Source organism: Parvimonas sp. oral taxon 393 str. F0440, from assembly GCA_000223315.2.
Lineage (GTDB): Bacteria > Bacillota > Clostridia > Tissierellales > Peptoniphilaceae > Parvimonas.
On the sequence record AFUS01000005.1, the window covers coordinates 320022 to 346363 of the forward strand.

Annotated in this window: 28 protein-coding genes and 2 pseudogenes; all 30 read right to left on the reverse strand. The window is 27.3% G+C overall.

Annotated elements, in window-relative coordinates; genetic code table 11:
• Positions 1 to 131: 131 nt before the first annotated feature.
• The 30 genes and pseudogenes from HMPREF9127_RS05970 to HMPREF9127_RS06100 all read right to left on the reverse strand — a co-directional run bounded on the left by HMPREF9127_RS05970 (position 132) and on the right by HMPREF9127_RS06100 (position 26077).
• Positions 132 to 605, reverse strand: coding sequence for a hypothetical protein (locus HMPREF9127_RS05970; protein WP_141557531.1), 474 nt, complete (start codon positions 603 to 605; stop codon positions 132 to 134).
• A gap of 225 nt (positions 606 to 830) precedes the next feature.
• Entirely contained in the window at positions 831 to 1394 is a 564-nt protein-coding gene (locus tag HMPREF9127_RS07550) for a HemN (RefSeq protein ID WP_009448675.1), read from the reverse strand.
• A 26-nt stretch (positions 1395 to 1420) separates the two neighbouring features.
• Entirely contained in the window at positions 1421 to 1957 is a 537-nt protein-coding gene (locus HMPREF9127_RS07555) for a coproporphyrinogen-III oxidase family protein (protein WP_009448732.1), read from the reverse strand.
• Positions 1958 to 1995: 38 nt separating this feature from the next.
• The gene (gene lepA, locus HMPREF9127_RS05980) at positions 1996 to 3804 is read right to left on the reverse strand and encodes a translation elongation factor 4 (protein ID WP_009448622.1); all 1809 of its coding nucleotides are present in this window, start codon (positions 3802 to 3804) and stop codon (positions 1996 to 1998) included.
• 3 nt (positions 3805 to 3807) lie between these two features.
• The gene (gene lepB, locus HMPREF9127_RS05985) at positions 3808 to 4383 is read right to left on the reverse strand and encodes a signal peptidase I (RefSeq protein WP_009449070.1); all 576 of its coding nucleotides are present in this window, start codon (positions 4381 to 4383) and stop codon (positions 3808 to 3810) included.
• 39 nt (positions 4384 to 4422) lie between these two features.
• Complete coding sequence (locus HMPREF9127_RS05990) at positions 4423 to 4959, reverse strand: chromate transporter (protein WP_009448651.1); 537 nt, start codon at positions 4957 to 4959, stop codon at positions 4423 to 4425.
• Positions 4960 to 5144: 185 nt separating this feature from the next.
• Entirely contained in the window at positions 5145 to 5489 is a 345-nt protein-coding gene (locus HMPREF9127_RS05995; RefSeq protein WP_009448925.1) for a chromate transporter, read from the reverse strand.
• A gap of 1 nt (position 5490) precedes the next feature.
• Entirely contained in the window at positions 5491 to 6291 is an 801-nt protein-coding gene (prmC, locus tag HMPREF9127_RS06000) for a peptide chain release factor N(5)-glutamine methyltransferase (protein ID WP_009449005.1), read from the reverse strand.
• Between the two features lie 14 nt (positions 6292 to 6305).
• Entirely contained in the window at positions 6306 to 6734 is a 429-nt protein-coding gene (locus HMPREF9127_RS06005; protein WP_009448567.1) for a hypothetical protein, read from the reverse strand.
• 235 nt (positions 6735 to 6969) lie between these two features.
• Positions 6970 to 7278, reverse strand: a complete 309-nt coding sequence (locus HMPREF9127_RS09405; protein WP_482198261.1) for an ATP cone domain-containing protein — start codon at positions 7276 to 7278, stop codon at positions 6970 to 6972.
• Positions 7206 to 7415: an NrdR family transcriptional regulator gene (locus tag HMPREF9127_RS09410; RefSeq protein ID WP_009448554.1), complete on the reverse strand. Its 210-nt coding sequence runs from the start codon at positions 7413 to 7415 to the stop codon at positions 7206 to 7208. Before HMPREF9127_RS09410 ends, HMPREF9127_RS09405 begins: the two co-directional genes overlap by 73 nt.
• Before the next feature lie 28 nt (positions 7416 to 7443).
• Entirely contained in the window at positions 7444 to 8469 is a 1026-nt protein-coding gene (gene ftsZ / locus HMPREF9127_RS06015) for a cell division protein FtsZ (RefSeq protein ID WP_009448664.1), read from the reverse strand.
• Between the two features lie 53 nt (positions 8470 to 8522).
• On the reverse strand, positions 8523 to 9935 hold the full coding sequence (locus tag HMPREF9127_RS06020) for an FtsQ-type POTRA domain-containing protein (protein WP_009448897.1): 1413 nt from the start codon (positions 9933 to 9935) through the stop codon (positions 8523 to 8525).
• Between the two features lie 169 nt (positions 9936 to 10104).
• Positions 10105 to 11214, reverse strand: a complete 1110-nt coding sequence (murG, locus tag HMPREF9127_RS06025; RefSeq protein WP_009449140.1) for an undecaprenyldiphospho-muramoylpentapeptide beta-N-acetylglucosaminyltransferase — start codon at positions 11212 to 11214, stop codon at positions 10105 to 10107.
• A 1-nt stretch (position 11215) separates the two neighbouring features.
• Entirely contained in the window at positions 11216 to 12319 is a 1104-nt protein-coding gene (locus HMPREF9127_RS06030) for an FtsW/RodA/SpoVE family cell cycle protein (protein WP_009449053.1), read from the reverse strand.
• Positions 12319 to 13479 carry a UDP-N-acetylmuramoyl-L-alanine--D-glutamate ligase gene (murD, locus tag HMPREF9127_RS06035; RefSeq protein WP_482198262.1) on the reverse strand — a complete coding sequence of 387 codons (1161 nt, stop codon included), beginning with the start codon at positions 13477 to 13479 and terminating at the stop codon, positions 12319 to 12321. The genes HMPREF9127_RS06030 and murD overlap by 1 nt, the downstream gene beginning before the upstream one ends.
• Positions 13440 to 13643, reverse strand: a complete 204-nt coding sequence (locus HMPREF9127_RS09415) for an alanine dehydrogenase (protein WP_009448539.1) — start codon at positions 13641 to 13643, stop codon at positions 13440 to 13442. Before HMPREF9127_RS09415 ends, murD begins: the two co-directional genes overlap by 40 nt.
• Before the next feature lie 12 nt (positions 13644 to 13655).
• The gene (gene mraY / locus HMPREF9127_RS06045; RefSeq protein WP_009448515.1) at positions 13656 to 14627 is read right to left on the reverse strand and encodes a phospho-N-acetylmuramoyl-pentapeptide-transferase; all 972 of its coding nucleotides are present in this window, start codon (positions 14625 to 14627) and stop codon (positions 13656 to 13658) included.
• A gap of 16 nt (positions 14628 to 14643) precedes the next feature.
• Positions 14644 to 17070 carry a penicillin-binding transpeptidase domain-containing protein gene (locus HMPREF9127_RS06050; RefSeq protein ID WP_009448800.1) on the reverse strand — a complete coding sequence of 809 codons (2427 nt, stop codon included), beginning with the start codon at positions 17068 to 17070 and terminating at the stop codon, positions 14644 to 14646.
• A 28-nt stretch (positions 17071 to 17098) separates the two neighbouring features.
• A complete protein-coding gene (locus HMPREF9127_RS06055) occupies positions 17099 to 17464 on the reverse strand; it encodes a septum formation initiator family protein (RefSeq protein WP_009448488.1) in 366 nt (121 codons plus the stop codon).
• Positions 17465 to 17477: 13 nt separating this feature from the next.
• Positions 17478 to 18410 (reverse strand): 16S rRNA (cytosine(1402)-N(4))-methyltransferase RsmH, encoded by a 933-nt coding sequence (gene rsmH, locus HMPREF9127_RS06060; protein WP_009448914.1) that lies wholly within the window; start codon positions 18408 to 18410, stop codon positions 17478 to 17480.
• An 11-nt stretch (positions 18411 to 18421) separates the two neighbouring features.
• Positions 18422 to 18859: a division/cell wall cluster transcriptional repressor MraZ gene (gene mraZ / locus HMPREF9127_RS06065; RefSeq protein ID WP_009448623.1), complete on the reverse strand. Its 438-nt coding sequence runs from the start codon at positions 18857 to 18859 to the stop codon at positions 18422 to 18424.
• A 306-nt stretch (positions 18860 to 19165) separates the two neighbouring features.
• Positions 19166 to 19914: pseudogene (lgt, locus tag HMPREF9127_RS06070) on the reverse strand (prolipoprotein diacylglyceryl transferase).
• A gap of 8 nt (positions 19915 to 19922) precedes the next feature.
• Positions 19923 to 20192, reverse strand: coding sequence for a lipoprotein intramolecular transacylase Lit (locus HMPREF9127_RS09420; RefSeq protein ID WP_482198263.1), 270 nt, complete (start codon positions 20190 to 20192; stop codon positions 19923 to 19925).
• A complete protein-coding gene (locus tag HMPREF9127_RS06075; protein WP_009448531.1) occupies positions 20141 to 20554 on the reverse strand; it encodes a lipoprotein intramolecular transacylase Lit in 414 nt (137 codons plus the stop codon). The genes HMPREF9127_RS09420 and HMPREF9127_RS06075 overlap by 52 nt, the downstream gene beginning before the upstream one ends.
• 1 nt (position 20555) lies before the next feature.
• Entirely contained in the window at positions 20556 to 21299 is a 744-nt protein-coding gene (locus tag HMPREF9127_RS06080) for a YebC/PmpR family DNA-binding transcriptional regulator (protein WP_009448967.1), read from the reverse strand.
• 2 nt (positions 21300 to 21301) lie between these two features.
• Positions 21302 to 22008 (reverse strand): annotated as a pseudogene (gene nadE, locus HMPREF9127_RS06085) (NAD(+) synthase).
• A 150-nt stretch (positions 22009 to 22158) separates the two neighbouring features.
• Positions 22159 to 23055 carry a LicD family protein gene (locus HMPREF9127_RS06090; protein WP_009448908.1) on the reverse strand — a complete coding sequence of 299 codons (897 nt, stop codon included), beginning with the start codon at positions 23053 to 23055 and terminating at the stop codon, positions 22159 to 22161.
• Positions 23055 to 24275, reverse strand: coding sequence for an MFS transporter (locus HMPREF9127_RS06095; protein WP_009448541.1), 1221 nt, complete (start codon positions 24273 to 24275; stop codon positions 23055 to 23057). The genes HMPREF9127_RS06090 and HMPREF9127_RS06095 overlap by 1 nt, the downstream gene beginning before the upstream one ends.
• A 296-nt stretch (positions 24276 to 24571) precedes the next feature.
• A complete protein-coding gene (locus HMPREF9127_RS06100) occupies positions 24572 to 26077 on the reverse strand; it encodes a 3D domain-containing protein (protein ID WP_009448633.1) in 1506 nt (501 codons plus the stop codon).
• Between the last annotated feature and the right edge of the window lie 265 nt (positions 26078 to 26342).

Sequence of the window (26342 nt, forward strand, 5' to 3'; positions counted from 1 at the left end):
TCTTATAGTTGCAAAAACTGCAGAAATAAATGATGAAATAATAATTATAGATATTAATCCTGATTTTATTATAAATGCTATAGCTATAGTTATCCCTTTACTTATAGCCTTTGTAATTAGCTCAAATGAATTTACATCAATATTTTTATTTTTTCAAGTAAAAATTTCTCTCTAATCAAATCTTTTTCTGTTGGAAATTTGCTAAAAATAAATTCTTCTAAATATTTTAAATTATCGTGATTTGTCTTAATATAGTCTATCACATCTCTATTAAGAAACTCTTTAAGCTGTAAACTATAACCAAAATATTCATTGTCAAACCATTTATCTATATCATTGTTTTTTGGAAATTCTTCATCTTTAATTTTAAATTTTACATCATTAATATTATACAAAATTAAAAACAACTCAAAACTTAAACATATAATATATGAATAATTAAATAAAGTTAAAAAGTAATTGTAAAATAAAAACTCCGATTTAAAAATAGAAACATATAACAGTAAATTCAAATTTAAAAATGCTAAAATTTTAACTAATAAATCTAATGGATTTAAAAAACTAAGTTTAACATTAGTATAATTTTTTAAAATAAAATAAATCATATTCATACTATTAAATATAAATATAAATCCTAATAAAATTTGTAAAAAATCAAATACATAGGATAATTGAAAATTCAACAAATAAAATGTAAATATAAAATAGATTAAATATATTACAACCCATAAAATATTAAATACAGTATTAAGCATTTTTATTTTTTCCCATATTTAATATTAAATTTTTCTAAACTTCTCCTTAATAAATCCATTTAACTCACCTTATTTCTATAAATTACAATTTACAAAAAAGCTATCCATTATGTCAAATCCCTTTTTTGTAAAGTATATTCTATCATCTTTTATTTCTACTACCTTATTTTCTAGTCCACTTTCAACAGCTTTTTTATTCTCCTCTAAAAAGTCCGACTTAAAAATACAGTTGTAATCGGAAATCAAAAATCCATCTTTTAAACGCATATTCATTATGATATATTCAAATTTTTTAGTTGAAATATCCAATTTTTCTCTAAATTCTATTGGAACATTTCCACTTTGTAATTCTTTTATATATTTTGCAAGATTAACTGTATTGGAATATCTTTCATCATTCAAATATGAATGTGCCGAAATTCCAAGTCCTAAATACTCTTTACAGTTCCAGTATTTTTTGTTATGAACAGACTCTTTTCCTATTTTTGCAAAATTTGAAACTTCATATTGTTTAAGACCAATTTCTTCTAATTTTTCAACAATTAGATAATACATTTTTCTTTCAGTTTCTTCATCTAAAAAATTCAATTTTCCTGCATTTTGTAAGGCTTTAAATTTCGTCTTTTCTTCAATAATCAAAGCATAATAGGAGATATGTTCGGGATTTATTTTTTTACGATTTCTAAGTCATACAAAATATCTTCAATAGTCTGACTTTGATAACCAAAAATTAAATCTAAATTTATATCAAAACCGAATTTTTTTACCAATTCAATACTCTCTAATGCTTCTTTTGAGTTGTGATTTCTTCCTAATTCTTTTAAGATTTTATCATTAAAACTTTGTACCCCTATTGATAGTCTATTTATTTTTGCTCTTTTATAGTATTCCAATTTTTTTTCATCAAAAGTTTTCGAATTTGTTTCAATAGTTATTTCAATATTATCTAAAACAGTGAAATTTTCTCTTAATTTTTCTAAAATATCAAAAATATATTTTCCGTCAATAAAACTCGGAGTTCCTCCTCCGATAAATATAGAATCTATTAAAAAATCTTTATTTCCTTTTAACTCTATTTCCTTTTTTAGAGCCTCAACATATTCTTTAATTTTAGAATTCGCCCCTTGAAATGCAGTAAAATCACAATAATTGCAAATTTTATCACAAAAAGGAATATGAATATATAATCCCAGTTTTTTCATTTTTCTCCCATTAGGCAAAAAGCCTATTGTCTAATAGGCTATTTTTCATCATATTTTAATACAGCTAAGAAGGCTTGTTGTGGTACTTCTACATTACCGATTTGTTGCATTTTCTTCTTACCTTCTTTTTGTTTTTCAAGTAATTTTCTTTTTCTTGAAATATCTCCACCATAACATTTTGCAAGTACATCTTTTCTCAATGCTCTTACAGTTTCTCTCGCAATTACTTTTGAGCCTATTGATGCTTGAATAGGTACTGCAAATTGATGTCTAGGTATTTCATCCTTAAGTCTTTCAACTATATTTCTAGCTCTGTCGTAAGATTTTTCACGATGAACAATTATTGAAAAGGCATCGACTAAATCTCCGTTGATTAAAATATCCAATTTAGTTAAATCAGAACGTTGATATCCTTTTAATTCATAATCAAGTGAAGCATAACCCTTTGTTTTTGATTTTAATGCATCAAAAAAGTCGTAAATAACTTCATTCAATGGCAAAATATATCTAAGACTAACTCTATGTTGATCGAGATATTCCATATTTTCAAAAATCCCTCTTTTATTTTGACATAAATCCATAATAGTTCCAACATAATCTTTCGGAGTCATAATATTTGCCTCAACAATAGGCTCTTCCATATATTCTATTTCAGTTTCTTTAGGTAAATTGCTTGGATTTTGAATTTCTAGGATTTCTCCCGTTTTTTTAGCAACTTTATAGATAACAGACGGAGCAGTAGTAATTATATTCAAATCAAATTCTCTATCCAGTCTTTCTTGAATAATCTCCATATGCAATAGTCCTAAAAATCCACATCTAAACCCAAAGCCAAGTGCAACGGAGCTTTCAGGCTCAAAGGATAATGAAGCATCATTTACTTGGAGTTTTTCTAAAGCTTCTCTTACACTATTAAAGTCTTCTCCTTCTGCAGGATAAATTCCACAATAAACCATAGGCACAACTTTTTTATATCCCGGTAATGGAGAGTCAGTCATATTTTCAAAATCTGTAATAGTATCACCAACTCTAGCGTCTTTTACATTTTTTATACTTGCAACTACATAACCTACATCCCCTGCTTTAAGTTCACCCGTTTGAACATTTCCGGATGCAGTATAACCAACTTCAGTTACTTCAAATTTCCCTTTAGTTGCCATCATATAAATAGTCATTCCCTCTTTTAGTGTTCCTTCAACTACACGAACATAAGAAACGACACCTTTATATGAATCATAATAAGAATCAAAAATAAGTGCTTTAAGTGGTGCATTTTCATCTCCGGTAGGAGCAGGAACATTTTTTACAATATCTTCCAATACATCTTCAATATTAAGTCCCTCTTTTGCGGAGACTAAAGGAATTCCCTCTGTATCAAATCCTGTTATCTCTTCAATTTCTTCTTTTACTTCATCTATTCTAGCAGACGGTAAATCTATTTTATTTATAACAGGTAAAATTTCTAAATCTTGTTCTAATGCTAAATATACATTCCCCAAAGTTTGAGCTTCAACACCTTGAGTTGCATCGACAACTAAAATAGCTCCCTCACAAGCAGCAAGACTTCTTGATACTTCATAAGTAAAGTCAACATGTCCCGGAGTATCAATAAGATTTAAAACATATGTTTCTCCGTCTTTCGCTTTGTAGAAAAGTTTTACAGCTTTTAGCTTAATAGTAATTCCTCTTTCTCTCTCAAGATCCATACTATCTAAAACCTGCTCTTCCATTTCTCTTTTAGTCATCATTCCTGTTTTTTCTATCAATCTATCTGCAAGTGTAGATTTTCCATGATCTATATGTGCAATTATAGAAAAATTTCTAATATTCTTCTGTTTTATTTTCATAAATTATTTTAAACCTCCAAAATTATTAAAAGGATAGTATCTAAATATAATTTTTCCAACAATATCCGATCTTGGAATAACTCCTAAATCTCTACCATCTCTACTATTTGACCTATTATCCCCCAAAACGAAAACATACCCTTTAGGAACTTCCCATTTTGTAGTATTATTATGTGGAGTTGTAACATTTGTACTCACATAGTCCTCTTCCAACATTTTTCCATTCAAATAAACTCTATCATTAATTATTTCAACAGTATCTCCTTCAACTGCAATAACTCTCTTTAAGTAGTATTTCTTTGCATCAGGAACATAAAAGTCGATTATATCTCCACGAGTTATATTTTTCTTCATAAAAAACAACTTACTAACCATAAGTCTATCACCATGATTTACAGTTGGATTCATACTCCTTCCATCTACAATCGTACTGGTAACAACAAATGTTTTTATTCCAAAACTTATTAAAAGAGCAAAAATTATAACTTTTGCATAATCCCAAAATATTTTCCCAAAATTCTTTTCATTCTTTTCTTGGACTATATTTTCTTTTTCTTCATCATATCTATCATCAATCATAATTTCCTCCAAATTTATACAAATATTTTATCATATTTGTTAATGTCTATCCACTAAAAACTTGCAATATAAAACATATCCAAAACCACCTAAAAATATCACAAGAAAAGGACTTATTTTAAAATAACTTACTAAAATTAAAACTATTAAGCTAATTAAATAATGAATAGCCTTTGACCTTGTCTTTTTCCCAAGTATTACAACCGCTGATGCTAAAACTGCAATTAAAGCGGGTTTAACTGCGACAAAAAATTTACTTACATAGTAATTCGCACTCATATCTTTAAAAAATATTGCTATTATAAGAATTGACAAAAAAGCGGGAAAAATTGAACAGAACAAGCAAACTAATGCTCCTGCCAAGCCTTTTAACTTATATCCTACTATAATGCTTATATTACAACCTAAAACGCCCGGAACACTTTGTGCTATACCAAGTGCATCTAAAAACTCTTCCTGCGTCATATATTTCTTTTTTTCAACAATTTCTCTATTTATAACCGGAATCATAGCAGCTCCACCGCCAACAGTTAGAGTGCTTATCCATAAAAATGTCTTAAATAATTGAAATAACATAATTACCTCCTAAACAATCCACATTCCGACTAGACCGGTTAAAAAAATCGCAATTATCGGATGTAAATTTTTATAAGTAGTTAAGTAAAAAATTATTCCAAAAGTAACAATCGAATAAAAAGTGTAAAAATCAGAATCTATAACAGCTACACAACTGGATGCAATTAATCCAAGTACGATAGGTCTTATTCCAATAAAAAATTTTTTATATGTATATTATCTTTAAATTTTTGCATAAAAAATACTATTAAAGTTATTAGTATAAAACTTGGCAAAACCACAGCTATTGTCGTAATTATAGATCCTAAAACTCCATTCCCGACTGTATATCCTACAAATGTTGCAAGATTAATGGCTATAGGGCCCGGTGTCATTTGAGAAATTGTAACAAAATTTATAAAGTCATTCATTCCAATCCAAGCATATTTATCTACAACAAGAGATATAATAAGTGGAATCATAGCATATCCACCACCAAAATTATATGCTCCTATAAATAAAAATACTAAAAATAAGCTAATTAAAATCATTTTATCTCCTCTTAGCTATTATAATTCTATCAAATCCTGCAAAATCTTTTTTTTGAAGTAAAATTTCAAAACCTTTTTCAACCAATAAATTGGAAATAATTTCCATTTGATTATATCCTATTTCAAAAGCCAAAACACCTTTTTCTGATAAATAGTCGAAAGATTTCTCTATTATTTCTCTATAAAAAAACAATCCATCTTTCCCTCCGTATAATGCATTTTGTGGTTCAAAAGACAATTCTTTTTCCAGAGTTTTCATATCAGCATCATCAATATAAGGAGGATTTGAAACTATAATATCAAAATTTTTCTCCTTTACATTTGAAAAAATATCACTTTCATAAAATTTCACATTTTTTAAATTTAATTTTTCTTTATTTCTTTTTGATAAATTTATTGCTTCTTTGCTTATATCAATACCATAAATTTGTGATTTTCTCAAATTATCTGCAAGTGCAAGGCTTATAGCTCCACTACCACAACCTATATCTAAAATTTTATCCTTTTTACAGTCCAATTTTAAAATTTCATCAACTAAAATTTCAGTTTCAAATCTTGGAATTAAAGCGGATTCGTCAACAAATAACTCCAAACCGTAAAATTCCCATTTTCCAAAAATATATTGTAAAGGATAATTTTGTTTTCTCTTTTCAACTATCTTTAAAAATTCGTCATAAATACTATCAACACAAAAATTCAAGTTAATTTTTAATTCAATAGGCTTTTTATCTGTTAAAAATTCTAAAATTAACCAATTTTCGTTTGTATCTCCATGTTTTTCAATTAATTCTTTTATGTTCATAAAAAACTCCTATTCTAAGAAATTTTAGAATATAATTCATAAACAAAATTATAAAAATCATCCGAAATGGTTACAAAAAATGAATACTCATTATATTTTAAAACGGCTGTTTTATCTTCTGAAGATAAAGAAATACTAAAAACATTATTATTGCTTTCAAAAGTTATAGTTATATCTTCTTTTTCCATAGTAAGTTCGGAATTGGAAACAAATTTACTAAATTCAATCTTAGAAATAATATCATCCATTAATTTCTTATCTTCTACAATATATTTTTTATCATTTTCAGCTTTAGTAATTACTATTTTATTTAACTCTTGAGAAGAAAGATGTTTTTTTTCTATTTTTAAAACATCATTTTTATTCATATCTGTTACTATATAATATTTTTCTCTCTCTTTTCTAACCTTAGCTCTTTCCAAACTTGAATGATAAAAAATCAATCCCAATCCTATAATTTCTATTAATAATACTAGAATAAATACAGGCTTAATATTTTTTTCATAAAACTCTCCCTAAAATATATAAACACTAATAATACAAATTTCTAATTATAATCCATTATTATTTTATCATAAATTGCAAAAAAATAAATTAAAATATCTTAAATTAGTATTGATTCTATTAAATAATAACACTACTATACATAAAAAAAGAGATGAATTTTTAATTCATCTCCTAAAATTCTTTTTGTAAATATTCCATAAAAGATTTTATATCTCTAAAATCTTTATATACTGCAGCAAAGCGAACATAAGAAACCTCATCAAGTGATTTTAGATATTTTAAAACCAGCTCTCCAATCTGAGTAGATTTTATTTCGTTTTTGTAGTTTTGTCTAATATCTTTTTCAATATTATCTATAACATCCTCTATCTCTTTATCTTGAATATTTCTTTTTTCACAGCATTTTTTTATTCCTGCAAAAACCTTATTTCTTGAAAAGATTTGTTTTGATCCATCTTTTTTAATACAAATATTACAAATTCAGGCATTTTTTCATAAGTGGTAAATTTGTAATTACATGTTTCACAAACTCTTCTTCTCTTTACATAAGTTTTATCATTTGAATTTCTGGAATCTAAAACTCTTGTAGTTTCTGCTCCACAATTAGGACATTTCATTATCTTAAGAAACTTGGAATATCTAAATCTAATCCGTCATCTTTTTTATCTGATGAAGGTTTTTTTCATAGCTTGATAGTTTTCTTATTCCTCCGGCAACTAGTGGATCAAAGCCTGTTGCTATAACAGTAATCTTGATATTATCCCCAAGTGATTCATCAACTCCTGTACCGAAAATAACATTAGCATCTCCATCAATAGCTTCTCTAATTAATTCTGCAGCTTCATGTGCTTCAAAAAGACCAACATTTGCAGCTGTAACATTAAGAAGAACCGCTCTTGCACCATCAATAGAAGTTTCAAGTAATGGACTGTTAATTGCCATTTTAGCAGCATCAACTGCTCTGTTTTCTCCACTTGCTATACCAATACCCATATGAGCAACTCCTTGATCTTGCATTACTGATTTAACATCTGCAAAATCCAAGTTAATTATACTTGGAACAGCAATTAAATCGGAAATACCTTGAATACCGTTCATTAAAACTTCATCAGCCATAGCAAATGCTTCCAACATAGTTGTTCTCTTTTCAGAAATTTGAATTAATTTATCATTTGGAATAGTAATTAGTGTATCAACTTTTTCTTTAAGTGCTTCAATACCTTGTTCAGCTTGAATAGCTCTTTTTCTTCCTTCAAAAGTGAATGGCTTAGTAACCACACCTACAGTTAAAATTCCCATTTCTTTTGCAATACCTGCAACAATAGGAGCAGCACCTGTACCAGTTCCGCCACCCATACCGGCAGTTACAAATACCATATCAGTTCCTTCAAGAGCTTTCATTATTTCTTCTTTACTTTCTTCTGCAGCTTTTTCTCCAACAGATGGATTTGCACCTGCTCCAAGACCTCTTGTTAATTTTTCTCCTATTTGAATTTTTGTTTCTATATCAATAGAATTTAAAATTTGTCTATCTGTATTTACAGCTACAAAATCAACTCCTCTTAGTCCGCATTGTTTCATTCTTGAAATAGCGTTGTTTCCACCGCCACCAATACCGAAAACTTTGATTTTAGCTAAATCATTTCCATATACTTCCATCTCAAATGCCATTATTATTTCCTCCTATATAGTTTTATACTTAATTTTTTAGGTAACCAATGTTATTATACTAAATTTTTTAATAAATTTCTACTATTTTTTACAATTATTGGATTTTCTCCAACATTTAGTATAATTTCAGTTGCATTTATTCCTTCTAATTGAATTTTCTTAATTAAAATTCCTATAATTTGTGTTTTCTTCGAATAGTCTTTTAAATCTCCAAATGTAACTTTTAAAGAATTTTTAAATTCTATAATTATTTCTTGATCATTTGTAAAATCAATACTGACAATATCAAAATAATATTCTTTAGTCAAAATATCCAATAAGAATTTAACCTTCGTCTCGTCTGTAGAAAAATCTTCCCCTACTTTTAATCCAGTTTCGGCAATGCCTTTTAATTGAGCTCCTGATGCTTTTGAATTATCAGTCGCTACTTCTTTAACTTTACCATAGTTGTCAATAGTAGTTAGTCCACTTGCAGTGTTTATATAAGCACTTACAAAATTTTCTTTAACTTCTATCTCTACTATATTAGGATAATTTTTTCTTACCTTAACATCTTCAATATTTGGAAGTTCTTTTAAATTTTTCTTGATTTTACTTGTAGATGCTAAGAATATGTTATCTCCAACACTTATTCCACTTTTACCAATTAATATTTCTTTTTCATTTGCAACATTTCCAATAACATTTATATAATCAATCTTAAATAAATCGTGAGTTAATCCAAAATATACCATTATAGCTGCTGAAGCTAATAAAAAAGCTAATAAAAACTTAAAGAATATTCTAAATCCACTTCTTCTTTTCTTCTTTCTTCCCTTTTTATCTATATAGTATTCTTCGTCATCCTCATCTTCTTCTAATTCATCTGTAGTATCTACTAAATTCTCATAATAGTTTGCTTTTTGACTAATATTCTCATAACCAGATTGAATTACTGAAGTTTCATCTTCTAAACTACCAAAGTCATCGTCATCTTCTTCTAATTCATCAAGAGAATTAAGAACTTCTTCTTTTTCAAATAAAGAATCATAGTTGCCTTCTTTACTCAAATCTTCTTCATTTGATATACTATATTGATTGAAAATTGATTCTTCCTCATTTACATTCTCAATAGAACTTTCCTCTTGATTATTTTCTACTAATGGTAGCACATCTGATTCTTCTATAGATTTTATATCTTCCACAGACATAACATCTTCTTCAGAATCTAAACTTCCAAAATCATCATCCTCATCATCAACATTTTCAATTTCCTCATTTTTCGACTCAATTATAGGTTCTTCTGTAATTAAATCATCTTCTATTTCTTCTATTTTATCATCAATTAGAATTTCTTCTGATTCTTTTTCTAAATCAACTATATCGTCTTTAAGTTCTTGAACTATTTCATCTTCAATGATATCAGTTGATGAAATATTTTCTTCATTTATACTTTCAGAAGAAGGATGTTCTTTCTCGTAATTCATTTTTTCAAAATCTACACTTTTAAATTCCTCAAAAAACGATTCATCTAAAGTGTTATTTTTAGACTTTATGTTGTCATATTCATAAAATTCATCATGTACCGAACTGACTTCATCTAATTTCTTTTTAACAAATATTTTAGGTTTTTTCCTTTGTTATTACTAGACATATCTATCTCCCTTTAAATTTATCATAAAATATTGAAACAAAATCTTTAACCGCATTAGGTGTAGCAAATTTTTTTGCATTTTCTTTCATTTGTTCAAGTTTATTATTATCAAAAATTATTTTTTCTATGTTTTCCCATAACAAATCTGAATTTAACTCTCTCTCTAGTATAAGCTCGGCTGCCCCAATTTCTTTATATGCCCTTGCATTAAATTCTTGATGATTCTCGGTAGTATATGCTTTTGGTATTAAAATACTTGCCAAACCTATCTTTGATATTTCAGCTAAAGTTATCGCTCCAGAGCTAGTAATAACTAAATCGGAAACTCCATAAGCCTTATCCATCTCAATCATATAAGGTAGAATTTTTACATTCTCACCAATTTTTATATCTTTTTTCCTCATATCTTCTATAAATTTCTCATAATTACTTTTTCCGGTTACATGAATTAGAGAAATTTCATTATTGTCATAAAATTTGTCTAATATTCCAATTATAGCTTTATTAAGTTCTTCACTTCCATTACTTCCTCCAAAAGAAAAAATATTTTTAGAATTTTCATCAAGTTTAAAAAACTTTAAGGCTTCTTTTCTATCTAAATTTTGAAATCTATTCCTAATAGGATTGCCTGTAACAATACATTTTTCATTGTTTTTAAAAAATTTAATTGATTCTTTAAAAGTAACAGCCATTGAATCAACATATCTTGACAGAATTCTATTAGTAATTCCAGGATAACTATTTTGTTCATGAAATATTGTATAAATCCCAAGTCTATGAGCTTTATATAAAACAGGACCCGTTACAAAACCTCCGGTTCCTATAACAACATCAGGTTTAAATTCTTTCAATATTTTCTTTGCTTGAGTTAATCCTTTAAGTAAAACAAAAATTGATTTGAAAAATTTCTTATTAATTTTTCTAGGAAGTCCCATAACTTCTATTGATTTATAATCTATATTTAAACTTGGAATTAATTCGCTTTCCATGCTGTTTTTAGAACCTATATATAAAATTTCTATATTCTCATCTCTTCTTTTTAATTCTTCAATTATTGCAACGGCAGGATATATATGTCCTCCTGTACCACCACCTGTTATAACAACTTTCATATTATCTCCCTTTTACATCATATCTGGCAATACTTAAAATAATACCAATCATTACTGAAGTCATAACTAAGGAAGATCCACCATAACTTACAAAAGGCAAAGTTACTCCCGTAGGAGGAATCGTCCCCGTAGCTGTTCCTATATTAACTAATGTTTGCAATCCAATTGAGAATGTAATTCCCAGTATTACCATCTTTCCATATAAATTTTTAACATTTCTTGAAATCATAATTCCCAGATATGCCAAATATATATATACTCCAATTAAAAAAACAGAGCCGATAAATCCAAATTCTTCAGCTATTGTTGCAAAAATAAAATCATTATGTGCTTCAGATAAGGTATATTTTTGTCTTCCATTTCCAAGACCAACGCCCCAAATAGAGCCATTTGTTATAGCAAAAAGTGATTTTATTAGTTGCCAAGATTTTGAATCTCTATATTTTAACGGATCAATAAATGCTTGAATTCTACTAGTTCTGCTATATCCGGATTTTAACATATATACAGCAGCAAAACTGGCAATTGAAATTCCAAGTCCGGAAAACATTATTGCCTTTTTATCCATACCTGCAATTATATACATAGCAGTCAAAGTTCCAATTATTATCAATGTATTGGAAAGGTCAGGTTGAATCATAACTGAAAACGCCGCAATTCCTGCTATCATTAAATATTTAAAAAATACATTTTTAAAAGTAAAATTCTTTTTATATTTATCGATAACATATGCCATCATCATTATAGAAGCAATTTTCATAAAGTCTGAAGGCATAAATGTTAAACCGCCAATTCCAACCCATCTTCTAGCATTATAAATATTGATTCCCAATGGAGAATACACTAAAAATCCCAGCAAAAATGCAAATATAAAAAAATTTTTACTTTGTTTTCTAAATTTTAAAATATTTACATATGAAACTAAGAACATAAATATAATCGATAAGCCAACAAATATTATATGTTTTCTTATTATATCTATTTCATTTCCCTTTAGTCTATAGCTATATGGCCAACTTGTACTAAATACCATTATACTTCCAAAAAGAAGTAAAAACATAACAACTATGACCAATTTTTTAGCATATTTATCAAATTTAATCATTACAATTCATTTACCAACTTCTTAAATAAATTTCCTCTTTCTTCATAACTTTTGAACATATCCCAACTTGCAGAAGCTGGAGAAAGTAATACATTATCTCCACTTTCGGCAATTTCAAAAGATTTTTCAACAACTTCTCTATAATCATTAACTATTATATTATTATCAAATCCATTTTTCTTCGCAGTATCATAAAATTTGTACTTTGTATCTCCAACTAATATTATAGCTTTTACTTTTCCATTAAAACAATTAAATAAAGGGGTAAAATCAACGTGTTTGTCATACCCACCCAGTATTAATATAATAGGTTTTTCCAAGGCTTCAACAGCTTTTATAGTTGAATCTACATTTGTTCCTTTTGAATCGTTATAAAATTTTATACCATTTAATTCTCTAACAAATTCGATTCTATGTTCAACACCACCAAAATTTTTACACGCAAAAATTATAGTATCTAAATCTATACCATAATTATAACAGATTGCAACAGAAATTAAAACATTTTGAGCATTGTGCTTTCCTAAAATTTTTAAATCTTTCATTGAAAATATCTTTTTATCATTATGATAAAAAGCATCTTCACTAAAATAAAAATCCGAATTTTTATTTTTTAATGAAATTTTTGTAACATTTGTATTTGTTACATCTAACTTACATAAAATTTCATCATCAATATTTAAAACAAGATTTCCATTTTTATCCATATTCTTAAATACTTTTAATTTATCTTCTATATAATTTTCAAAACTTCCATGCCAGTCAATATGATCCGGAGTTATATTTCCAATAGATGCAATAAAAGGTTTAAACTTTTCAATATTATGTAATTGGAAACTACTAACTTCTATAATATTGACAGTTTCATCATCTGAATTAAAAATTTTCCATAGCATTCCAATTCCGATATTTCCAACTACCTTCGATTTTATATTTGCGGTTTTAAAAATTTCTCCAACTAAACTTGTTGTAGTAGTTTTTCCATTAGTACCGGTAATTGCAATTATTTTTCTTTTTGGAAATAGAGTATAAGCTAATTCCAAATCTGTATATATTGGAACTTTTTTATTTGAAAAATATTTAATTATTTCATTAGATGGTTTAATTCCCGGACTTTTTACTACAAAATCAAAATCATAATCTTTATAATTTTTATAAATTTATAATTAAAATTTTTTAATTCTTCAAAAACTCTTTGCAATTCTGATTTTTCTTTATCATCATAACAATACACCTCAGCTTTTAGAGAACTGAGAGTTTTAATAGTTGAAATTCCTGATAATCCTAATCCTATAACCAAAACTTTTTTATCTACTATTCCCATAAAATACTCCTATTAAATATTAAAAAACAAATATACTGATATTATTGTCAATATCCCACTAATTACAGCAAAGGATGTTACAATTTGTGGTTCTTTATACCCTTTTAATTCATAATGATGATGGATAGGGCTCATCAAGAAAACTCTCTTTTTATTCCTAGTTTTATAACTAACAACTTGAATAATAACAGATAATGCTTCTATAACATAAATTCCGCCAATAATTGGCAAGTAGAAAATCATCCCATTTAATATACATATCGTTGCTATTGCACCACCTAACGCCATTGAACCGGTATCTCCCATAAATACTCTAGCAGGATATGAGTTAAACATAACAAAACCCATTAAACTTGCCATAAATACTAAAGAAAAGACTCCAACGCTTGGAAATCTTGAAGAACTTATTAGTCCAAGTCCTAAAAACACCGGAATTGATACTGAAGAAGAAAGCCCATCTAATCCATCAGTTAAATTTGTCGCATTTGCAGTTCCAATCATTACAAAAACTAATATTGGATAAATAAACCAACCAAAATTTACCGGACCTTTTACAAAAGGAATCAATTGGTATCTTAAATCTGTCCCTACAACTTTTTCTATAAAAATTATTACAATAATACTTATTATAAATTGAATAATTAATTTTTGAATTTCTGTAAGTCCTAAAGATCTTTTCATAACGAGTTTAAAAAAGTCATCCAAAAAACCAATAAGTGTAAAGCCTAACATTCCGATTAATACAGCAAATACTTCTCTAGAAAAATTACCTAAGAAAAATGTTGTAAGTATTATGGCAATTACAAAAAACACTCCCCCCATAGTTGGTGTTCCGGCTTTAGATAGATGACTTTGAGGACCATCATCTCTTATATTTTGACCAAGTTTAAATTTTCTTAGATATGGAATTGAAAATTTTGCTATAATAATTGTTAGAAAAAATCCAAGCAAAATACTCCAAATTGTAAATCTTGATATACTCATTTTATCATCTCCTAAATTAATCTTCAAATGTTAGAACTATTTCTTCATCTTTTGAAATATAACTTCCTATTTGTTTGTTTGAAGATACAAATTTTCCTTTACCTCCGGAAGTTTTATATTTATACCCCATCTTATTTACTACATTCATAGCTTGTTGATAAGACATATTTGAAAAATCAACAACTAATAATTTTTCATTTTCATCATCAGAAACGGTCAAATTAACTGTACTTCCTTCAACTAATCTCTTTTCGGGTTCTTCATTTTGTCCGGTAACAACAGATTTTGAAGAACCGGAACCTTCTATACTATAATTTAAATATTGTCCTTTTAAAAGTTCTGTTGCATATTCCAAGGTAAGACCTCTGACATCCGGAACTTTTGTCTTTCTTACTATAGCATTTTCATCATTATTATTATTTGTAATTTGCTTATAGTCAACTATTTCTTCAGCAAGTTTTTTTGCTAGTGGAGAACAAACACTTGTACCACCTACATTCGCTTTTGGTTCATCAAAAACAATCAAAATACTATATTTTGGGTTTTCGATAGGAAATGCAATATATAATGATGCAACTGTCTTTTGATCGTCATACTTACCATTTACCGCTTTAATTGTAGTTCCTGACTTTCCCCCAATTCTCACCTTATTAGAATAAACTTTGTTGACAATACCATCAGTTACACCATGTTCCATTAAAACTCTCATCTTATCACTTGTTTCTTTCGAAATAATTTGATTTTTAACTATGGCTTCATTATCTTTTATTTTAATTTTTCCTTCAGAATCTTTCTCAACATTATTAACACTAATTTGTGGTTCTAATAAATATCCTCCATTTACAACAGCGTTTGCCGCAGTAATCATCTGAATAGGAGTAACAGAAATACCATGTCCATAGCTCATAGTTGCAAGTTCTGCAGCACCTATATCTGATAATGATTTAGGTATCTGTCCAACAGACTCTCCCGGTAAATTAATTCCTGTTTTTTTACCAAAACCAAATCCATTTATATATCTATAAAATTTTTCTTTTCCTAAATGTCTAACCATTTGTACAAAAGCAGGGTTACAACTGTTATCTAGTGCCTCAGTAAAAGTCTCTTTTCCATGTGGGTTTTGCCAGTTAAAACATCTAAGTGTAATTCCGGGAATATCTTTAATAAACCCATTACAATAAAAAGTAGAATCTAAAGTATCTGTATTTTCTTCTAATGATGAAGACGCTGTTATAAGTTTAAATACAGATCCCGGTTCATAAGTATCACTCACCGCAGGATTTCTCCACATAGAAAATATTCTTTCTAATCTTTCTTTTTCTTCTAAACTATCAAATTCTTTAACTACATCTTCATCAAGAGGAACTGTAGGATTATTTGTATCATATTTTGGAAAACTATCCATAGCTACAATATCTCCATTTGTTACATCTGAGACGATAACTGTCATTTTAACCGGTTTTTCTTTTTCAAAATATTGTTGTCCATATTCTGAAACATACTTTTGAATTGTACTATCTATAGTTAGATATAAATCTTTTCCATCTTTTGCTTCAATAACATCCTCTACAGACTTATTTAAATTTTCTCTTATAACCCTTTTAGACCCATTTGTTCCAGAAAGAGTTTCATTAAGTGAATTTTCAACTCCACTTTGACCTCCATTTTCACTTGTATGACCAAGTACAAAAGGAGCTAAAGTCCCATCAATATAATTTCTACTCTGTTCTATTTCAATACTAATTATGGAAGAATTTATTTCTTTAATTTCTTTTGCCAATTCAGGACTTATACTTTTTTTTATTCTAAAGTTAGTACCCCTTTCCGCTCTGTCAAATATTTTTTTCTTATCAATCTCAAGAACTGAAAAAATTTCATCTAATTTTTTCTCTTCCGCTTCTCTAGCTTTTTGAGTATAAAGTTTAAATTTATCATATTCTAATACTGAAAAATACACCTCTTTATTATTAGTTACACTAACAATAAGAGAATTTTTAGACTTAACAGTTGCATTCTGTTCTTCAGTAATATCTTTCTTTATCAACAAATTATTATATTGATCTGCTTTTTCAAATATTTCTTCTTTATTCAACTGTAATATATCAAAGATTTTATCTAATTTCTTTGTTTCTGCATCTTTAAGTTTCGCATTAGATTTTTTATAACGATTATAATCAAAAGTAGAAAAATATCCATTATATACACTTATACTCTTTGCCAATGTATTTCCGTTTCTATCAAAAATCGAACCTCTTTTAGCTTCAAGTGAAGTATAACTTACTGAATCTTTAAATTGTTCAATACTATATTTATTATTTGAATATAATTGTAGATATGCCAATTTAAAAATTATAGTGCTAAAAATTATTATAAAAACAAAAAATAAAACAGCCGAACGAGAAGAGACTGTTTTATTTTTAATACTATATTTCTTATTTTTCATTTAAACTCCCCTGTTTAAGTTTAATAAATTAATCAATCTTATCCAAATATTTAACTTGTTCCTTCTTAGGAAAATCCATATTGTAATTAAGTCTTGCGAGCTTTGCAATCCTATCTACAGATTTATAAGGCTCAAGTTTCATATTATAATCATCTCTTTCAGTTTCTAACGAGCGAATTTCAGAGTTTAGTGTATTTATTATTCTATTTTGTTGAGCAATATTTAGATATCCATATAAAATTACTACACTAAAAACTAATGTAATAAAAGTGAATATAAAAAGTGTAATATTTTTATATAAACTGGATTCTCTGGTAATTCCGTAGGCTTTAGTGTTTTGTTCTGAAATTCTCTCGCCTGAAACATTAATATATTTTACTTGAGCCGTGCTCATATAAATCATCCTCCTAAATTTTTGAACAAATCCTCAATTTCGAACTTTTCGATCTTGAATTTTCATTCATCTCTTCTTCGGAAGGTATTATTGGTTTTTTTGTTAGAATTTTTATTTTTGGTTTATTATTACAAACACAAACATATAATTCTTTAGGACAAATACAACCTCTTGCTAATTCTTTAAAAGAATCCTTAACAATCCTATCTTCCAAAGAATGAAAAGTAATAATACATAATCTACCATCTTTATTTAGTCTATCTACAATGTCAGGAATAACTTTTTTAATAACTTCAAGTTCTCTATTAACCTCAATCCTTATAGCTTGGAACACTCTTTTTGCAGGATGTCCACCTTTTGCTCTAACTGATTTCGGAATAGCCCTTTCAATAATATCAACTAATTCGAAAGTAGTTTCTATTAACTTTTCTTTTCTATAATTAACTATAAATTCTACAATTCTCTTTGTCCATTTTTCTTCACCATAGTTATAAAAAATATATTCCAAATCTTCAGAATTGTAATAATTTACAACATCAAATGCACTCTTTTTAAGATCTCTGTCCATTCTCATATCCAATGGAGCATCAATCATATATGAAAAACCTCTCTGTCCGTTATCTATTTGATAGGAAGAAACTCCAATATCCAACAAAACACCATCAACTTTGTCTATATTGAAATAATCCAAAATTTCTTTAAAATTTTCAAAATTACTTTTATAAAACAAAACATTCTCTGATATTTTTAAAAGTCTTTCCTTTGCAACTGACAAAGCTTCCTCATCCTGGTCAACACAAATTAGTTTTCCGTTTTTTATTCTTTTTAATATCTCTGTTGAATGACCTGCACCACCAACAGTCAAATCTACATAAATGCCGTCAGGTTTTATATCTAAACCATCTATTACTTCATCTAACATTATCGGTATATGATTAAATTCCATAAACATATTCCTTAAAAATCAAGACCGTCAAATCTTTCAGACATAATAGCATCGTCGCTGTATTCAGCTTTACTATATTCATCCCATTTTTCTTTAGACCATATTTCGATTCTGTCTGAAACTCCGATAATCATTACATCTCTTTCAATTTCTGCAAATTCACGCAAATTTTTATTTACTACAAATCTTCCTTGCTTATCCAAATCGGTATTCATCGCACAACTACAAAAGAATCTTGTAATTGAACGAACATCTTTTTTACTAAAACCCTTTGAATTTAATTGTTCTGTAAATTCAATCCACTTTTTTTCAGTAAAAACAAACAGACAACCTTCAAGTCCACGAGTTACTATAAAATTAGCTCCCAGTTCATTTCTAAATTTTGATGGCATAATTAATCTGCCTTTATCATCTAAAGTATGTGGAAAATCTCCTAAAAACAATGCCATCACCCCCTAAAAACTAACTCCATTTTACTCCATATTATACCACAATTATTATTACACTTATATTTTATACTATTTTTTCATATTTTGCAACCCTTTTTAATAAAAATTTTTTAACAAATTAAAATTCATATTCTAATAAACTTCTCTAATTTTCAATATTTATAAAAAAATTATAAAAAAGTGGAGTAATTTTCCAAAAATATTTTTTAAATTTCTAAATTTATCTAATTTTTTATACAAAAAAACTACATAAAATAAATCTATGTAGTTAAAATTTTTTGTTTAAAAATATTAAATTGTAAATCATTAAATATCTTTCCCATATTTTCTATTCAAAAAGAATAATACACTTCCTATAATTACTCCAACTAAAGATAAGACTTGTGAAACTCTGAATCCTAAAAACATTAAGCTATCAGTTCTCAAACCTTCAACAAAAAATCTTACTACTCCATATAGAATTGCATAAAGGAGTAAAACCTCTCCCTTTTTCTTTTGATATTTTCTGATGTAAACCATCAAAAAAATAAAAATCAAAAAATTTCCAATTGATTCATATAAAAATGTTGGATGATATTTTTTCCCATCTATTATAACCGCCCAAGGTAAATTAGTTTCAGTTCCGTGAGCCTCTTGATTTATAAAATTTCCCCATCTTCCTATTGCTTGACCAAGAATTAGTCCCGGTGCACAAACATCAGCTAAATCTCTAAAATTAATTTTTCTATATTTACCAAAAAATAAACCACTATAATAGCTGCAATTACAGCGCCATATATTGCAAGTCCACCTTCTCTAATATTTATCATAGATAAAAAATTACCTTTGTAATTTTCCCATTCAAATACTACATAATATATTCTAGCTCCTATTACACTTATAGGTAATGCAAAAAGCAAAAGATTTGAAATCTCATCTTCTTTTATATTTCTGAGTTTAGAGTTTTTTGTAGCAACAAAAAGACCTGCCATAATTCCAAAACAAATTATAATAGCATACCACATTATATCTATTCCGAATAGAGAAAAAGCAACTCTGTCAATTTTTACTTCCATATTTCCTCCTAATTATATTCATAGTCTTTAAATTTAAGAAAAATATAAACTAAAAAAATACCTATAGTAGATAATACTAATACATTTAAAAACAAGATAAAGAAAAATTCTTCCGGTAAAATTCTTATCATTAAATCTGTTTCATAGTCTAAAAGCCATAAATCATTATTAAAAAATAATTTATGAAAATATATAAAACTTTCAGAAAAGAATAAAGAACAAATGCCTAAAAAGAAATTACAGTAATATATGTTATTAAAATATACTTTCTTATATATTTAAAAAATATAAAGTCATTTTTAAGTAATTTATATAAAAACACGACTAAAGTAATTATAAATAAAGATGTATAGACTACTCTATCAAGTTTAAAAAGTTTATATACATCTTCCATATGAGAAATTTCTTTTTTATTAAAATGATGTTTTAAAACTTCTTTATCTCCATTTTTAATAAATTCAACCAGTGAATTACTTGCACTTTCTATCCATTCTTTAGAAAGTCCTGACTCTTCTTCAATTTTATATTCATTATGAAAATTATTATAATAAGAAATATCTTTAGCCATAAAATCTATTGAATATAATAAAACAAATAAAATAATACTTAAAGAAATCAAAAAAGCAAATGTTTTTTTCATCTTATTCTACATCTAAATCTTCCGGTATTTCCCAATTATGATAAACATTTTGAACATCATCATTATCTTCAAGTTGATCTATCATCTTAACCATTTTCTTTATATTTTCAGGATTTGTAATTTGTGAATTGTTGCTTGGAACGTATTCTAAATCACAAGCACTAAAAGTATATCCTTTTTCTTGTAGTGCATCTCTTAAAGTAATGAAGTCTGCAACTTCTGAATATACTGTATAAACTTCTTCATCAGATTCAAAATCACTAGCTCCATTTTCTAGAGCAAAGTCCATTAAATCATCTTCTTCAGCTTGTTCTCTTGTAATAACAATAACCCCTTTTTTCTCAAACATAAATAAAACTGAACCATTTTGTCCCAGATTTCCACCATGTTTATCAAAAGCATGTCTTACATCTGCAGCAGTTCTATTTCTGTTATCTGTTAAACATTCAACTACAACCGCAATACCTTCCGGACCATATCCTTCATAGATTATAGTTTCATAGTTGCTTGCATCTCCATCCCCGGCACCTTTTTTTAATGCCCTTTCAATATTATCGTTAGGCATATTTTCAGCTTTAGCTTTTTCTATGGCAGTTTTTAAAGCGGGATTGTATTCAGGATCTGCTCCACCCTCTTTAACTGCAACAATTATATATCTAGCAAGTTTTGTAAAAATTTTACCCCTTCTTGCATCTTCTTTTCCTTTTTTATGTTTAATCGTACTCCATTTATTATGTCCTGACATAATTACCTCCTAAATCCTTTAGCAAAATTTCTCTTGTGTTCAGAAAATTTTACCATCTTTTTTATTTTCTCTTCTATATTTTTATCTAATTTTTCATTATTTATAAATTTCTCTAAATCATCATAGGAAAATCCCATTTCATCTTCATCAGTTTGATTTTCAAAAAGTCCTGCACTTGGAGGCTTTTGAATTATTTTATCGGGAACACCCAAAAATCTTGCAAGTTCATAAATTTCCTTCTTTGTAAAATCCACAAGTGGCATAAGATCAGAACCACTATCCCCGTATTTAGTAAAATATCCAACAGTAAATTCTGATTTATTACTTGTTCCAACAACCAAATATTTTTTAATTGTCCATAATAATACAAGGTTGTCATTCTAAGTCTCGGCTTAACATTTGCATAAGCCATTAGATTATCTCCTTTTTCAACGGAATCTGTAAAAATGGAATATGTTTTAGACAAGTCTACTTTAATTGCATTAAGTTTAAATTTATCAATAACCAACTTAGCATCTTTTTCGTCTTCTTCAGAACTGTTTATCGGCATCATTATAGCTAAAGATTCATCATTAAAGGCTAGTTTTGAAAGTGCAGCAATAACAGCTGAATCAACCCCTCCACTTAGTCCATAAACTATTCCTTTGCAATTAGCTTCTTTTACAGAACTTCTGAGCCATTCAACAAGTTTATCAACAACTTCTCTCATAATACACCTCCTTATAATCTTTATTATTTAAAATTAATATCAATCTAATTTTTAATTTTATGCAATTTTTAAAAATAGCGCAAAACTGTAATTATTATATCAAAATTAAGAAAAATTTCTACAAAATAAATAAAAAAGCTATGATTTAATTCATAGCTTAATTTTTTCCTGATATTCTCTAAAACTTTTATTTACATCTGCAAGATGGAAATTATGATGATTTTCTCTTTGATCCACTGGTGGTAATTTCATATAATCTCCATATAAAACTTTTAAATATTCATCATATTTTTCGGGAGCATTGACTTTTAAATTTTCAAAATCAACCTTTACTCCCTTTCCTAAAAACTCTCTCTTAAAAGGCGATATATAAAAATTATCAACCAAACAAGCAACATATTCACAGTCTTCAAATTTTGGATTATCTTTTGGAACAGACATTTTTGAAAGATCTGTTTTTAGTTTGTTCGGTATTGTCTCACCAATTTTATATGCCAATTTTTTTCCAAAACCGCTTATAGCATTTGAAAAAGCATTAGTATCCGCTTCTTCAAATACAGGCTTTTCCTTTACCCTTAAATCTAGAACTTTATTTTGTCCTTTAATATATCCATCAAGAGGAAAAACATCTATAAATACTCCATGATTTATATCTACATCAATTACATGCTTTTCAAAAAGCGTAGTATCACTATCACGAAGTTTTGCAAAATTCAAAGCATAATTAGGATCAGAAGTCATTGTTTGAATAAAATAATTTTCAGGTAAATACTTACTTCCGTCTCTCACAAATTTGTCATAATCTTCCCTTGGCATACAAACATCAATATCATCATCCCATGGAATGAAACCTTTATGTCTAATTGCACCAAGTAAAGTTCCAAATCCAATATAATAAGTTAAATCCATTCTTTCACAACAAGAAACAAAATTTTCTAAAATTTCCAACTGCTTCTCTTTCAATGATTCAAAATCTATATCAAATTTAGCTTTTTTATATTCACTTTTCATTTTCCAAGTATTTTGTGAATCAAATTTAAAAATCATTATTTTTCTTCCTTTGGTAATTGTAACATTATTATATAACCTATAACAAATAGTGGAATTATACCAAGAATTGAATATCTAGGATTATGTGTTATTGTAGTTATTAAACTCATAATAAATGGTCCTACTATAGCGGCAAATTTCCCGAATATATTATAGAATCCAAAAAATTCATTTGCATTTTCTTTTGGAATTATCTTTGCATAATAACTTCTACTCAACGCTTGAATTCCACCTTGAGCTGATGCTATAAGTGTTGATAATACAAAAACATGAATTAAATCAGTCATAAAATATGCAAATATTACACAAATCATATATGTCAAAATACCAACTTTAATCATATTCCTAGTTCCAAATTTATCAGCTAATCTTCCATAAACAATAGCGAAAGGAAAAGCAACTATTTGAACATAAATTAAAATTCCTAAAAGCACAAGTGTATTAAACTTATCTGCATCTAAAACAGATGTAGCATAAGGTATAACCATCTTTATGATAGTATCTACTCCATCTATATAAAGGAAGTAAGAACATAAAAATATAACAACAACCTTATTCTTTTTAATATCTTTTAATGTGTGGAAAATTGTTGAAAAACTTTCCTTAACCGGATTAGGAACAGGTTCAACTCCATATACTTGATCAACATTTTTATACATTGGAATTGTAAGTGCTAACCACCAAAGAGATGTTATAACAAAACCAATTTGATATCCTAAAGGATTTTGCATCCCAAAAATCAAAACAGCTCCCAAACAAAACATAAAAGGTATTACACTTGCTATGTATCCGTACGCAAATCCTGCTGTACTAATTTTATCCATTCTCTCATCATTAGTTACATCAACTAAAAATGCATCATAAAAAATATTAGATCCTGCAAAAGTTACACTTCCTAAAATAAAAAAAGCCATCAATAAAGGCAATCCGAACTGTCCTGCAAAAGATAAGAACAATGTCGAAAAAATTGCAATAATTGAAAATAATGTAAATAATTTTTTCTTCATACCTTTAAAATCAGCTATAGTTCCAAGTACCGGACTTAAAATAGCTATAATAATACTGGCAAATGAATTGTAATATCCTAAATTCATTTCATTTCCACCGACCATTCCGAAATAAATCGGGAACAAGGCAGTAGTAATCGCCATAGAATAAGCAGAATTTGCACAATCATATAAAATCCAGCTCAATTCTTTCTTTGAATAACCGAACATATTTTTCCTCCAAATAATATAATAACAAAAAATTAATTTAAGCTATATTTTACTTCAAAATTTACCAAAAACATAAAATGTAGCATTATGACCGACCTATTACCATATTCATAATTAAAATCATATATTATTAATTTTTTAGCAAAGCTATTATATCATATTTAAAAACGATTGTCCATTGTTCATACTAATTACTAAACTTTTAAATAAAGTAATTTCAAAACTTTTAAAATACAAATATATAAAACAAAAAAGAGAAGAAATCACAAAATTTCTTCTCTTCCATTTATACTTAATTATTTTAAAATATAAACTTTTACATTTCTTCTTCCAAAAGCATTTGCTTGTGCTTTATTAGTAAAACAAAGATCTATTCTATTTCCTTTTATAGCTCCACCTGTATCTTCTGCAACAGCATAACCATAACCTTCAATATACAACTTAGTTCCTAAAGGAATAACTCTTGGATCTACTGCTACAACTCCATATCTAAGAGGAGTCCCTAATCTTGTTGTACTGTAACCACCATTTTCAGAAGGATCGTCAGTATATGAAGTAGCATTCATAACTAGAACTTTACTGTATTCAAAACTTCCGTCACTACTTTTACTACTTGATGATTCATCATTAGACTTTTCTGTTACATTTTTTTCCTCTTCTTTTGGAACTATTTTACCGTCAACTAATTTTTCATTTGATTTTACTGTAACTTTTTCTGAAACTGAATTTTCAGCTTTTTTATCTGAATTTGAATCTGATACAGTAATTTCACCTTTATCCTTATTGACTTCAAATCCCGTAACTTCTTCTTTATTTACTGATGATAATAAAGATCTAAAGTTTACAAATTTACCCAACTCATCAGTTGATACATAATGTAAATTTTTACTTCCAGATTCAGAAATTAGTCTTTCAACATCTAAATTCATAGATTTTGAATCCATTACTAAATACTCATATCCACTCTTATCAGCTAAAATATAAGAACTTAACATATCAGTTAAATTTTTATTTTCTGATAAAACAACATTTTCGTTTTTTCTTAATGAGTATCTATCTTTAAATATTTTCAATAAATCTTTTCCATCTAAAGAATAACTCTTTATTTCTTTTTTATCTTTTTCAGATAAATCATATATTTTTGCTTTTGCCTCATTTGATAGAGATTCAACTCCATCGTAGAAGTATATATTTTTTCCATTTTTAACTTCTGAAATGATATTTTCATCAATTTGTTTTGTTGAATCATAAATATACAAATTCATATTATATATTCTTGCATAATGAACAGCACCCAAAATATCAGAATCATTTCCGGAATCAACAGCCAAAAGATCACGATTACCTAAAAATTTATTTACATGATAATTCGTATCCTCAGGATTGTCCGAACCAATTCTGTTAAACTTGATACCTAAATCATTAAGAATATCATCTGAAATTGAACTTTTATCTCCAACAACATACACTTGCTCACTGTTTTTTAAAATAGCCTTAGAAGTATCATCAATATTATTATCCTTAACAGGAATAACAACTCCGCCCTTATCTAATGAAAGCAAACCTGCCAAACTGAAGCTAATTTTGTCGTCTATATTAACTACATAAGATATTTTAGATGCACTACCTTTAGTGTTATCTAAAATTCTGTTGTTTACTTTTTCAATAGTTTTAGTTTCGGATTCTGATGAAATTACAAAACCTTTAACCTTTTCGTCTGCAAGTGATTTAGATGAAAATCCAGAAAATGTAGCATAAATACACAAACATGCTAAAACACTTCTAAATATTGCCCTTTTCAAATAATCACTCCTTAATTAAATTAATCAGGTCAATTAGCTTTAACCTGATAATAGAATTATAATGATTTTGTATAAAATCGTCAATTTATTTAAATGTTTTTTAAAAAAATCATAAAAAACAAAAAATTAACAATGTTTTAAATCGGAGATTAGTATTTATAACTTTTTTGTAATTTTTTAAAATTCTAATTCCCTATTTTTCAAAGGTTACAGAATAGTTACAAAAAAAATCAAGATTTTCGAAAAAAATACTCGAAAATATTAA